General features: G+C 70.6%; 8 protein-coding genes. 2 read left to right on the plus strand and 6 right to left on the minus strand.

The genetic code is table 11. The features are described from left to right. Nucleotides 1-84 precede the first annotated feature (84 nt). Nucleotides 85-855 carry an SDR family NAD(P)-dependent oxidoreductase gene (locus tag AW27_RS24615; protein WP_037927110.1) on the plus strand — a complete coding sequence of 257 codons (771 nt, stop codon included), beginning with the start codon at nt 85-87 and terminating at the stop codon, nt 853-855. A gap of 9 nt (nt 856-864) precedes the next feature. On the opposite strand, the gene AW27_RS24620 is transcribed toward AW27_RS24615, so the two are convergent. From AW27_RS24620 to AW27_RS24645, 6 genes are all read right to left on the minus strand, one after another. After that, complete coding sequence (locus AW27_RS24620) at nt 865-1,383, minus strand: DUF4240 domain-containing protein (RefSeq protein WP_037927107.1); 519 nt, start codon at nt 1,381-1,383, stop codon at nt 865-867. A 114-nt stretch (nt 1,384-1,497) separates the two neighbouring features. After that, entirely contained in the window at nt 1,498-4,191 is a 2,694-nt protein-coding gene (gene aceE, locus AW27_RS24625) for a pyruvate dehydrogenase (acetyl-transferring), homodimeric type (protein ID WP_037927105.1), read from the minus strand. A gap of 222 nt (nt 4,192-4,413) precedes the next feature. Then, nucleotides 4,414-5,037, minus strand: a complete 624-nt coding sequence (locus AW27_RS24630) for a GntR family transcriptional regulator (RefSeq protein WP_030654838.1) — start codon at nt 5,035-5,037, stop codon at nt 4,414-4,416. Nucleotides 5,038-5,171: 134 nt separating this feature from the next. Beyond that, nucleotides 5,172-6,923 carry a 2-oxoglutarate dehydrogenase, E2 component, dihydrolipoamide succinyltransferase gene (sucB, locus tag AW27_RS24635; protein ID WP_304949907.1) on the minus strand — a complete coding sequence of 584 codons (1,752 nt, stop codon included), beginning with the start codon at nt 6,921-6,923 and terminating at the stop codon, nt 5,172-5,174. Nucleotides 6,924-6,977: 54 nt separating this feature from the next. Then, nucleotides 6,978-8,366: a dihydrolipoyl dehydrogenase gene (gene lpdA / locus AW27_RS24640; protein ID WP_037927102.1), complete on the minus strand. Its 1,389-nt coding sequence runs from the start codon at nt 8,364-8,366 to the stop codon at nt 6,978-6,980. Between the two features lie 284 nt (nt 8,367-8,650). Continuing rightward, entirely contained in the window at nt 8,651-10,186 is a 1,536-nt protein-coding gene (locus AW27_RS24645) for a leucyl aminopeptidase (RefSeq protein WP_037927099.1), read from the minus strand. Between the two features lie 347 nt (nt 10,187-10,533). Between AW27_RS24645 and AW27_RS24650 the strand changes: the two genes are divergently transcribed. Then, nucleotides 10,534-12,561 (plus strand): hypothetical protein, encoded by a 2,028-nt coding sequence (locus AW27_RS24650; RefSeq protein ID WP_052031207.1) that lies wholly within the window; start codon nt 10,534-10,536, stop codon nt 12,559-12,561. The last annotated feature ends 72 nt before the right edge of the window (nt 12,562-12,633 follow it).

A 12,633-nucleotide genomic window follows, 5' to 3' on the forward strand; every position in this document is an offset into this window, starting at 1 on the left:
GGTGCAGCCTACCGTTCGCCTCCTGTCGTAAGGCATTTCCTGCCACTATGGCAAAATGTGCCACTCCTTCGGTACGCTCACGCCATGAACCGTTACGAAGGACGTCGCGTCCTCATCACCGGCGGCGGCTCCGGCATCGGCCGCGCCACCGTCCACCGCCTCCTCGCCGAGGGCGGCCGGGTCCACGCGGTGGACGTCAGCGGGGCCGGACTGGAGGCCACCGCCGAACAAGCCGCCGCCGCGGGCCACGGGGACCGGCTCACCACCGCGCTCCTCGACATATCCGACGAGAACGCCGTCAAGGAAGGTGTCGCCACCGCGACCGGCACCCTCGGCGGGATCGACGTACTCGTCAACGCGGCGGGCATCCTGCGCTCCGCGCACACCCACCGCACCACGCTCGACCTGTGGAACCAGGTGATCGCGGTCAACCTGACCGGCACCTTCCTGATGATCCGGGAGTCCCTGCCGGCCCTGCTGGCCGCCGACCGGCCGGTCGTCGTGAACTTCAGCTCCACCTCGGCGTCCTTCGCCCACCCCTACATGTCCGCCTACGCGGCCAGCAAGGGCGGCATCCAGTCCATGACGCACGCGCTCGCCGCCGAGTACAGCAAGCAGGGCCTGCGCTTCGTCAGCGTCGCGCCCGGATCCATCGAGAGCGGCATGACCACCGGCAGCGGCCCCGGCCTGCCCGAGGACACCGACTGGTCCCTCTTCGCCAAGCTGGCCCCGGCCATCGGCCAGGGCTTCGCCGGCCCCGAGACCGTCGCCGGGGTGGTCGCCATGCTGGGATCCGAGGACGGCGCCTTCATCACCGGAACCGAGATCCGCATCGACGGCGGCACGCACTGCTGAACCGGGGCGTCAGCCTCTGAACCGGTCCCAGAGCCGGGGGAAGCGCTCCGCGAGCACGGCTTCGTTCTCGAAGTCCAGCGGGGCGCCCTCCGGCTCCGCCGCCTGCAACGCGATGCCCAGGTCCGGAGCCACCGCCCCGGTCAACTGCTCGTACGCCTCGTCGGCCGCGTACCCGAGCTCCTCGCCGTCCCCGTCGATCTCCTCGTCGAAGTCGCCGAGCAGCTCCGCCAGGTGGTCCGGATCGTGCACCCCGCCCTCGAAGACCTCCCGCCCCTGGCCGATCAGCCAGCAGCGGAAGTAGTCGAAGGCGTCGTCGCTCGCCCCGTCGAGCAGCACCCAGGCCGCGCCCCACAGGTCCCACGTGTACGCCCGGTTGTACCGGGACTCGAAGTGCCGGGCGAAGTCCAGGACGGAATCCGGATCGAGCTGTGCCAGCCGCTCCACGAGCAGCTCGGCATGCTCCTCGGGGTCGCCGTCGGCGGCCTCACGGGTACGGTCGACGATCTCCCAGAACTCCGTCTCGTCCATCACGGCTCCAGCATCACGGCTGCGCCCCGGCGCCGCCACCGCTCGTACGGCGAAAGGCCGGTGCCCGCCCCCTGCGGGGCGGGCACCGGCCCTTCTCGTCCGGATTCACACGGCTCAGAGGCCGTAGCGCTCCCGGGCCTCCTTGACGGCGGACGCCGGTACCTCGCCACGGCGGGCGAGCTGGGCCAGCGCGGCCACCACGATCGACGGGGCGTCGACACCGAAGTGGCGGCGGGCGCCCTCACGGGTGTCGGACAGCCCGAAGCCGTCCGTGCCCAGGGAGGTGTAGTCCTGCTCCACCCACTGGCTGATCTGGTCCGGGACCTGGCGCATCCAGTCGGAGACCGCGAGGACCGGGCCGGCTGCACCTTCCAGCGCGCGGGTGACGTACGGGGTGCGCACCTCGCCGCGCAGCAGCGCCTCGTCGCACTCCAGCGCGTCGCGGCGCAGCTCGCCCCAGGAGGTGGCGGACCAGACGTCGGCGGCCACGTTCCAGTCGGCGGCGAGCAGCTTCTGCGCCTCCAGGATCCAGTGGATCGCCGTGCCCGAGGCCATGAGCTGGATCTTCGGGGCGTCGGCGGCCGGCGCGCCCTCCAGGTCGGAGGCCTGGTTGAAGCGGTAGAGGCCCTTGATGATGCCCTCTTCCACGCCCTCCGGCATGGCCGGCTGCACCTTCGGCTCGTTGTAGACCGTGAGGTAGTAGAAGACGTCGGAGTCCTCGCCGGGCGTCGGCTCGCCGTACATGCGGCGCAGGCCGTCCTTGACGATCACCGCGATCTCGTACGCGAACGCCGGGTCGTAGTTGAGCGACGCCGGGTTGGTGGACGCGATCAGGTGCGAGTGGCCGTCCGCGTGCTGGAGGCCCTCACCGGTCAGCGTGGTGCGGCCGGCGGTGGCGCCGACGATGAAGCCCTTGCCGAGCTGGTCGGCGAGCTGCCACATCTGGTCGGCGGTGCGCTGCCAGCCGAACATGGAGTAGAAGATGTAGAAGGGGATCATCGGCTCGCCGTGCGTCGCGTACGACGTGCAGGCGGCGATGAAGTCGGCCATGGCGCCGGCCTCGGTGATCCCCTCGTTGAGGATCTGGCCGTCCTTGGCTTCCTTGTAGTACATCAGCTGGTCGCGGTCGACCGGCTCGTAGGTCTGGCCCAGCGGGGAGTAGATGCCGGCCGACGGGAAGAGGGACTCCATACCGAAGGTGCGGGCCTCGTCGGGGACGATCGGCACCCAGCGCTTGCCGGTCTCCTTGTCCCGCATCAGGTCCTTGACGAGGCGGACGAAGGCCATGGTGGTGGCCATCTCCTGCTTGCCGGACCCCTTGAGGAGCGGGGCGAAGGAGCGGTCCGCCGGGGCGGGCAGGGCCACCGGGTGGACCTTGCGGGCCGGAGCCGGACCGCCGAGGGCCGCGCGCCGCTCGTTGAGGTAGCGCACCTCGGGGCTGTCCGCACCCGGGTGGCCGTACGGGACCGTGCCGTCGGCGAAGGCGCTGTCCGGGATCGGGAGTCCGAGCAGGTCGCGCATGCCCTTGAACTCGTCGATCGTCAGCTTCTTCATCTGGTGGTTCGCGTTCTTCGACTCGAACCCGGCACCCAGCGTGTAGCCCTTGACCGTCTGCGCCAGGATGACCGTCGGCGCGCCCTTGTGCTCCAGGGCGGCCTTGTACGCGGCGTAGACCTTGCGGGGCTCGTGGCCGCCGCGCGAGGTGTGGAAGCACTCGGAGATCTTCGCGTCGGAGAGCAGGCCGCCCAGGGCGGTGAGCTCGGCGTTGGCGCCGAAGAAGTGCTGGCGGATGTAGGCCACGTCGCGGGTCGCGTACGTCTGGAACTGCGCGTCGGGTACCTCGCGCAGGCGGCGTACCAGGGCGCCCGTGGTGTCGAGCTGGAACAGCTCGTCCCAGGCGGAGCCCCACAGGGTCTTGATGACGTTCCAGCCGGCGCCGCGGAACTGGGCCTCCAGCTCCTGGACCACGCGGAAGTTGGCGCGGACCGGACCGTCGAGGCGCTGCAGGTTGCAGTTGATGACGAAGGTCAGGTTGTCGAGCCGCTCGCGGGAGGCCAGGGCCAGGGCGGCAGTCGACTCGGGCTCGTCCATCTCGCCGTCGCCGAGGAAGGCCCAGACGTGCGAGTTGGCGGTGTCCTTGATGTTCCGGTTCTGCAGGTAGCGGTTGAAGCGCGCCTGGTAGATCGCGGAGAGCGGGCCGAGGCCCATGGAGACCGTGGGGAACTCCCACAGCCACGGCAGGCGCCGCGGGTGCGGGTAGGACGGCAGGCCGTCGCCGCCGGACTCCTGGCGGAAGTTGTCGAGCTGCTGCTCGGAGATGCGCCCGTCGAGGAAGGCGCGGGCGTAGATGCCGGGGGAGGCGTGGCCCTGGATGTAGAGCTGGTCGCCCGACCCGTCCGCCTCCTTGCCGCGGAAGAAGTGCTGGAAGCCGGTCTCGTACAGCCACGCGGCGGAGGCGAAGGTGGCGATGTGGCCGCCGACGCCGTACTTCGAACCGCGCGTCACCATGGCGGCCGCGTTCCAGCGGTTCCAGGCGGTGATCCGGGCTTCCATCTCCTCGTCGCCCGGGAATTCGGGCTCGGCGGAGGTGGGGATGGTGTTGACGTAGTCCGTCTCCAGCAGCTTCGGCAGGGCGAGGCCGGCGGCCTCGGCGTGCTGGAGCGTGCGGCGGAGCAGGTATTCGGCGCGGCGCGTACCGGCGGCCTTGGCGACGGCGTCGAGGGAGGCCGCCCATTCGGCGGTCTCCTCGGTGTCGCGGTCCGGGAGCTGGTCGAGCTCGCTCGGAAGCTTTCCTACGGGGTCGGACATCGCTGTGCGCCGCCTTCCGGACAAAGGAGAGGTGGTGAAGAAAATCCCTGACGGGGCAGGACAGGGTCGGTGGACCTGGTTGAGGTCCGCGACGACTGTAAATCCCTGATCGATGATCGATCAAATGAAAGTGACAAAGAAACGTCGATCCGGGGAAAAGTCGGCACCGCGTGCCAGGAAAACGGGCACGCGGTGCCGGGCAAACAGGGGCGAAACGGTCGCTCAGGCCCTCGGCGCGCAGCCCAGGACGTGCCGCTTCACCAGGACACCGATGTCCGGATCCCGGCTGCGGAAGGCCTCGACGAGCGCCTCGTGCTCCTCCGCGTAGGACTTCTGGACGGTCCCGAGCCAGCGGATGGACAGCGCCGTGAACACCTCGATGCCCAGGCTCTCCCAGGTGTGCAGCAGCACGCTGTTCCCGGCGGCCCGCACCATCTCCCGGTGGAAGCCCACCGTGTGCCGCACCTGCGCCGTGCCGTCCGAACTGCGGTCGGCCTCCCACAGGGCCGCGACGTGCGGCTCCAGCGCCGAGCAGTCCGCTGCCAGTCGCGGGGCCGCCAGCTCGGCCGCGATCTGCTCCAGACCGGCCCGGACCGGGTAGATCTCCTCCAGGTCGGCGGCGGAGAGGTTCCGTACGCGCACGCCCTTGTTCGGCGCGGACTCGATCAGCCGGAGCGTCTCCAGCTCGCGCAGGGCCTCCCGCACGGGGGTCTGGCTGACCTCCAGCTCCACGGCGATGCGCCGTTCCACGATCCGCTCACCGGGCTTCCAGCGCCCGCTGACGATCCCCTCCACGATGTGCTCGCGGATCTGCTCGCGCAGCGAGTGCACGACGGGTGGGGTGATCATCGGGGCTTCATCTCCTGATGGGTGAGCAGGGTCGTTGCGGGGCCTGATGCGTAGACAATACGGCGGCGCCCCCGCCCGGGAGTATCCCGGACGGGGGCGCCGACAGTGAGGCTGGTTACAAGCCGTTCGGCTCAGAGGCCGAGCTCGACCTCGAACTCGCCGGCCTCGAGGATCGCCTTGACCGCGGTGAGGTACCGGGCCGCGTCCGCGCCGTCCACCAGACGGTGGTCGTAGGACAGGGTCAGGTACGTCATGTCGCGGATGCCGATGTTGGTGCCCTCGGCGGTCTCGATGACCACCGGGCGCTTGACCGTGGCACCGATGCCCAGGATGGCGACCTGGTTCGGCGGCACGATGACCGTGTCGAACAGCGCACCGCGCGAACCGGTGTTGCTGATGGTGAAGGTCGCGCCCGACAGCTCGTCCGGCGTGATCTTGTTGCCGCGGACCTTGGCGGCCAGGTCGGCGGTCGCCTTGGAGATGCCGGCCAGGTTGAGGTCGCCCGCACCCTTGATGACCGGGGTCATCAGGCCCTTCTCGGAGTCCACGGCGATGCCGATGTTCTCCGAGTCGAAGTAGGTGATGGTGCCTTCGTCCTCGTTGATCCGGGCGTTGACGACCGCGTGGGCCTTCAGCGCCTGGGCGGCGGCCTTGACGAAGAACGGCATCGGGGACAGCTTGACGCCCTCGCGGGCGAGGAAGCCGGCCTTGGCCTTCTCGCGCAGCTTCATGATCTTGGTGATGTCCACCTCGACCACGGAGCTGAGCTGAGCCTGCGAGTGCAGGGCCTTCATCATGTTGTCGCCGATGACCTTGCGCATGCGGGTCATCTTGACGGTCTGACCGCGCAGCTCGGAGACCGCGGCGGCCGGGGCCTTGGCGGCCGGAGCGGCGGCCGGGGCCGGCGCGGCGGCAGCGGCCTTGGCGGCCTCGGCGGCGGCCAGGACGTCCTGCTTGCGGATGCGTCCGCCGACACCCGTGCCCGAGACGGCGGACAGGTCCACGCCGGACTCCGAGGCGAGCTTGCGCACCAGCGGGGTCACGTACGCGCCCTCGTCGCCGGCGGACGCCGGGGCAGCGGCCGGAGCCGGGGTCACCGGAGCCGGGGCGGCCACCGGGGCGGCGGGCTGGACCGGAGCCGGAGCGGCGGCCGGGGCGGGCTGGACCGGAGCCGGAGCCGGAGCCGGGGCCGGAGCGGCAGCCGGGGCCGCGGGGGCCTCGGCGGCGGGGGCCGGGGCTGCGGCCGGGGCCGGAGCGGCCGGGGCGGCACCGGCGACGCCGATGACGGCCAGACGCGCGCCGACCTCGGCGGTCTCGTCCTCGCCGACCAGGATCTCCAGCAGGGTGCCGGAGACCGGCGCGGGGATCTCGGTGTCGACCTTGTCCGTGGACACCTCCAGCAGCGGCTCGTCGGCCTCGACCGACTCGCCGACGGCCTTCAGCCAGCGGGTGACGGTGCCCTCGGTGACGGACTCGCCCAGGGCGGGCAGCACGACATCGGTGCCGGAGGCGGCAGGGGCTTCGGCAGCGGGGGCCTCGGCGGCCGGAGCCGGGGCCGCGGGGGCCTCGGCAGCGGGGGCCGGAGCGGCCGCGGGGGCCTCGGCGGCGGCCGGCTCGGCAGCCGGGGCGGCCGCCGGGGCGCCGGAACCGTCGTCGATGACGGCCAGCTCGGCGCCGACCTCGACGGTCTCGTCCTCGGCGACCTTGATGGAGGCCAGGATGCCGGCGACGGGCGACGGGATCTCGGTGTCGACCTTGTCGGTCGAGACCTCGAGCAGCGGCTCGTCGGCCTCGACGCGCTCGCCCTCGGCCTTCAGCCAGCGGGTGACAGTGCCCTCAGTGACGCTCTCGCCGAGCGCCGGAAGGGTTACGGAAACCGACATGGTTTCTGTTGCTCCTTACGAAAGTGCGGAAGTGGTCGTCGCGCCCGGGACGAACTAGTCGTGCGAGTGAAGCGGCTTGCCGGCCAGGGCCAGGTGGGCCTCGCCGAGCGCCTCGTTCTGGGTCGGGTGCGCGTGGATGAGCTGCGCGACCTCGGCCGGCAGGGCTTCCCAGTTGTAGATCAGCTGGGCCTCGCCGACCTGCTCGCCCATCCGGTCACCGACCATGTGGACGCCGACCACGGCACCGTCCTTGACCTGGACGAGCTTGATCTCGCCCGCGGTCTTCAGGATCTTGCTCTTGCCGTTGCCCGCCAGGTTGTACTTGAGGGCCACGACCTTGTCCGCGCCGTAGATCTCCTTGGCCTTGGCCTCGGTGATGCCGACGGAAGCGACCTCGGGGTGGCAGTAGGTGACGCGCGGGACACCGTCGTAGTCGATCGGGACGGTCTTGAGACCGGCCAGACGCTCCGCGACCAGGATGCCCTCGGCGAAGCCGACGTGCGCGAGCTGGAGGGTCGGGACGAGGTCGCCCACGGCCGAGATCGTCGGCACGTTGGTCTGCATGTACTCGTCGACCAGGACGTAGCCGCGGTCCATCGCGACGCCCTGCTCCTCGTAGCCCAGGCCCTGCGAGACCGGGCCGCGGCCGACGGCGACCAGCAGCACCTCGGCCTCGAAGGTCTTGCCGTCGGCCAGCGTCACGCGGACGCCGTTCTCGGTGTACTCGGCCTTGTCGAAGAAGGTGCCGAGGTTGAACTTGATGCCGCGCTTGCGGAAGGCGCGCTCCAGCAGCTTGGAGCTGTTCTCGTCCTCGACCGGCACGAGGTGCTTCAGGCCCTCGATGACGGTGATCTCGGACCCGAAGGACTTCCACGCCGAGGCGAACTCGACGCCGATGACGCCGCCGCCCAGGACGATCGCGGACTCGGGCACGCGGTCCAGGACGAGCGCGTGGTCCGAGGAGATGATGCGGTTGCCGTCGATGTTCAGGCCCGGCAGGGACTTCGGCACGGAGCCGGTCGCCAGCAGGATGTGGCGGCCCTGGATGCGCTGGCCGTTCACGTCGACGGAGGTCGGCGAGGAAAGGCGGCCCTCACCCTCGATGTACGTCACCTTGCGGGAGGCGACCAGGCCCTGCAGGCCCTTGTACAGGCCCGAGATGACCTCGTCCTTGTACTTCTGCACCCCCGCGATGTCGATGCCCTCGAAGGTGGCCTTCACGCCGAACTGGGCGGCTTCGCGCGCCTGGTCCGCGATCTCACCCGCGTGCAGCAGAGCCTTCGTGGGGATGCAGCCGTTGTGCAGGCAGGTGCCGCCGAGCTTGTTCTTCTCGATCAGGGCAACGTCCAGACCCAGCTGGGATGCGCGCAGCGCCGCGGCGTAACCGCCACTGCCACCGCCGAGGATCACTAGGTCGAAAACGGTGCTGGCGTCGTTCGCCACGTCACGTCCTCCATGCATGTGCGCCGGGCACCGGTCCTCTGTGACCGGGCGGCGGCTGGTAATCGGCCGCTGTTTCTTCGGCCCTGTGGTGGGGGCCCTGTCCTGCCGAGAACCCATCTTCGCATTTGTCGGGGGAACGCGGGACGCCGGGCCCACGTTGTGAGAGGGCGTTCTCTCCGAAGCGAGGGTTACCGCGGCGTAGGAACCTACGGATTTCGTCGTCGGCTGAACGCACCCCGGGGCCCGCCGGGCCCCGGGGTGCGTCAGGCGTCACACCGCCCGGGTCAGCCCAGGTCGCCCGTGGCCGTGCGCTCGGCCAGCCGCACCAGGGTGCGCACGGCCGAGCCGGTGCCGCCCTTGGGGGTGTAGCCGTGCGGCGCGCCCTCGTGGAAGGCCGGGCCGGCGATGTCGAGGTGGGCCCAGGTGATGCCCTCGCCGACGAACTCCTGCAGGAAGAGGCCGGCGATCAGGCCGCCGCCCATGCGGACGCCCATGTTCGCGATGTCCGCGGTGGGGGAGTCCATGGTCTTGCGCAGCTCGGCGGGGAGCGGCATCGGCCAGGAGGCCTCGCCGACCTCCTCCGCGATCTCGTGGATCGAGGTGCGGAAGGCGTCGTCGTTCGCCATGATCCCGAAGGTGCGGTCGCCGAGGGCCAGCACCATCGCGCCGGTCAGGGTGGCGACGTCGACGATGGCGTCGGGAGCGTCCTCGGAGGCCTTGGTCAGCGCGTCACCGAGGACGAGGCGGCCCTCGGCGTCCGTGTTGAGGACCTCGACGGTCTTGCCGCTGTACATGCGCAGCACGTCACCGGGCTTGGTGGCGGAACCGGACGGCATGTTCTCGGCGAGCGCGAGCCAGCCGGTGACGTTGACCCGCAGGCCCAGCTTCGCGGCGGCGATGACGGAAGCGAAGACGGCGGCGGCGCCGGCCATGTCGCACTTCATCGTCTCGTTGTGGCCGGCCGGCTTCAGGGAGATGCCGCCCGAGTCGTAGGTGATGCCCTTGCCGACGAAGGCCAGCGTCTTCTCCGCCTTGGGGTGCGTGTAGCTGAGCTTCACCAGGCGCGGCGGGTTCTCGGAGCCCTTGCCGACGCCCATGATGCCGCCGTAGCCACCCTTGACCAGGGCCTTCTCGTCCAGCACCTGGACCTTGACGCCGTTCTCCTTCGCGGCCGCGGAGGCGACCGCGGCGAAGGCCTCGGGGGTCAGGTCGTTCGGCGGGGTGTTGACCAGGTCACGGGCGACGTTGACCTCGGCGGCGACGACCGCGGCGCGCTCGGCGGCGGCCTTGTGCTCCTTGTCGCGAGGCTTGGCGCCCACCAGGGCCACCTCGGCGAGCGGCTGCTTCGGACCGGAGTCCTTCTCCTTGCCGGCCTTCTTCTCGCCGCCCTGGTAGGCGGTGAAGGCGTACGCGCCCAGCAGCGCGCCCTCGGCGACGGCGGTGACGGCGGAGGCGTCCTCCAGCGGGAGGGCGAAGCCGGCCTTCTTGCTGCCGTGCAGCGCGCGGGCGGCGGCACCGGCGGCGCGGCGCAGTACCTCCTCGTCGAACGACTCGTCCTTCTCCGGGACGGAGCCGAGTCCCACCGCCAGCACGACCGGGACCTTGAGGCCCGCCGGGGCCGGCAGCTTGGTGACCTCGCCTTCGGCACCCGAGGCGCCGAGCGCGTCCAGGACACCGGCGAGCTTGCCGTCGAACGCCTTGTCCACGGCCTCGGCGCCCGCGGCGACGATCGCGCCCTTGGGGCCCTTTGCGACACCGACGACGAGGGCGTCGGCGCGCAGCGTCGCCGCGCCGGCAGTGCTGAGAGTCAGAGCAGTCACGGTGGTGAAGTCTCGCTTCCGTTTGTGTGTGTGGGCCGAGTGGGTGGACGGCCATCCGTAGCGATCGTATTCGGGGCCCGACGGCCGCCTGCAGGGAGCCTACGCGCACGCGCTCGCCCGTACGTCACTCGAAGGTTTGGCAAGTTGTTCGATCAAGCAGCCGCCAGGTTCACCCATCCGTGGACTCTGCTCCAGGTTTGCCGCGTAGACCTGACGAGGTCCGAAAGACTCGGTCCACTCTCGCAAGGGGACGCGGGGTCCCTTTGCATGATTTCCACAGAGCCTCCCCGGCCCGGCCGACCGCCAAGGGCCGTGTCGAGGGATGCCCTGCGGGGGGAAAGGCCGACATGGTCAACAAGAATCGGATGAACAGGCTGGCCGCCGTCATGGCCGCGGCCGCCCTGGTGTCCGTCGCAGTACCCGCCGCGGCCGCCCAGGCGGCCACGGCACCGCGGATCGACCTCAAGGTGCTCGTCGTCGACGACGGCGGCAGCTCGGTCGAGGCGATCACCGCGGAGCTCCGCGACACCGGAGTGCCCTACACCCGTGTCCAGCTGGGCAGCAGTGGCCGTCCGGTCATCAACGCGGCGTTCCTGAGCGACACCGTCGACGGCCGGCCGCGCGCCAAGTACCAGGGCGTGGTGCTGCCCAACGAGAACCCGTTCGGCGAGGGCTCGGCCGAGATGGCCGCGCTCACCGCGTACGAGACGACGTACGGGATCCGCCAGGTCGACGCCTACACCTGGGCCCACCCGGGCGTCGGGCTGGAGTACACGGACAACGGAGGCTACAGCGGTCAGCTCGACGGCACCCAGGCCGCCGTCACCGCGGCCGGCAAGGCCGGCCCCTTCGCCTACCTCGGCGGGCAGGTCACCTTCGAGGACAACTCCGCCCTGGTGCCCGAGAGCTACGGCTACATGGCCAAGCCGCGCCCCGGCTACACCAGCTACCTCGACGCGCCCGTCGGCTCCGGCCGGGCCTCCCTGGTCGGCGAGTACACGCACGACGGACGCAGCGAACTGGTCGTCACCTTCGGCTACAACCAGTACCAGCAGCAGTTCCGGCTGCTGGCCCGCGGCATCGTCGACTGGCTGACCCAAGGGGTGCACCTCGGCCAGAGCCGCAACTACTTCGCGGTCCACGTCGACGACGTGTTCGCCCCCGACGCCCGCTGGAACAAGGAGCTGAACTGCACGCCGGGCGACTACGCCTGCGCGGGCGGCGAGGGCCAGGAGAGCACCATCCGGATGAGCGCCGCGGACGCGGTGTACGCGGCGCAGTGGCAGACGTCCAAGAACTTCAAGCTGGACATGCTCTTCAACGGCGGGGCCGGTGAGGAGTGGAAGGCCGAGAACGGCGGCGTCGACGAACTCACCGCCCAGCTCGTCGCCGACCGGGCCAAGTACCGCTGGATGAACCACACCTACACGCACCCGTTCCTCGGCTGCATCCAGAACACCGCCGTCGTGCCGTGGACCTGCACCACGGACGCCCAGGGCGCGATCCAGTACATGAGCCGCGCCGAGATCTCCGCCCAGATCCGCGACAACAACAACTGGGCCGCCGCCAAGGGCATCGTCCTCGACAGGACCGAACTCGTCACCGGCGAGCACTCCGGCCTCAAGACCGCTCCCCACCAGCCCGTGGACAACCCCAACCTGGCCGCCGCCCTCGCCGACAACGGCGTGAAGTGGGCCGGCAGCGACAACTCCCGCGAGCCCGACCAGCGCCCGGTCGGCTCCGCCCTCACGGTCCCCCGCCACCCCATGAACGTGTACTACAACACGGGCACCAACGCCGAGATGGCCGACGAGTACAACTGGATCTACACCAGCCGCGCCCACGGCGGCAGCGGCGTCTGCGAGGACAACCCGGCGACGTCCACCTGCCTGCCCGCCCCGCTGGACGTCACCACCGGCTACCTCGACTACATCGTCCCGGCCGAGGCCCGCACCGCCCTGCGGCACGTCCTGGCCAACGACCCGCGGCCGCACTACGTCCACCAGTCCAACCTGGCCGAGGACCGGACCCTCTACCCGGTGCTCAACCAGGTCCTCGACACCTACCGTGCCCTCTACGCGCCGAGCGCTCCGATCGTCAACCAGTCCATGAAGGACACCGGTGTCGAGTTCCAGCGCCGCGCGGCCTGGGACAAGGCCCTCGCCGACGGCAAGGTCACGGCCTACCGCATCGGCAACGACGTCACCATCAAGGCCCCCTCCGGAGTCGTCGCACCAATCACCGCCCCCAACGGCACCAAGAAGCAGATGCTGCTCGGCACGGCGGACTTCGGCACCGCCTACGCCGGCAGCCGCTCCGCCTGGACCGCCCCCGAGCTCCTGCAGCGCTCCATCACGCTCAAGCTGCCCAGCTGACCGTCCCGCACGACACCACCGAGTAGCACCGCGCCGGCGCTCCGCGAACCCACGGGCGCCGGCCCCTTTTCC

This window comes from Streptomyces sp. PCS3-D2 (assembly GCF_000612545.2).
GTDB lineage: Bacteria > Actinomycetota > Actinomycetes > Streptomycetales > Streptomycetaceae > Streptomyces.

Excerpts from the sequence above, each read along its gene's own strand:
- aceE (WP_037927105.1), bottom strand. The coding sequence starts at position 4,191 with ATGTCCGACCCCGTAGGAAAGCTTCCGAGCGAGCTCGACCAGCTCCCG.
- sucB (WP_304949907.1), bottom strand. The coding sequence starts at position 6,923 with ATGTCGGTTTCCGTAACCCTTCCGGCGCTCGGCGAGAGCGTCACTGAG.
- AW27_RS24620 (WP_037927107.1), bottom strand. The coding sequence starts at position 1,383 with ATGGACGAGACGGAGTTCTGGGAGATCGTCGACCGTACCCGTGAGGCC.
- AW27_RS24650 (WP_052031207.1), top strand. The coding sequence starts at position 10,534 with ATGGTCAACAAGAATCGGATGAACAGGCTGGCCGCCGTCATGGCCGCG.
- AW27_RS24615 (WP_037927110.1), top strand. The coding sequence starts at position 85 with ATGAACCGTTACGAAGGACGTCGCGTCCTCATCACCGGCGGCGGCTCC.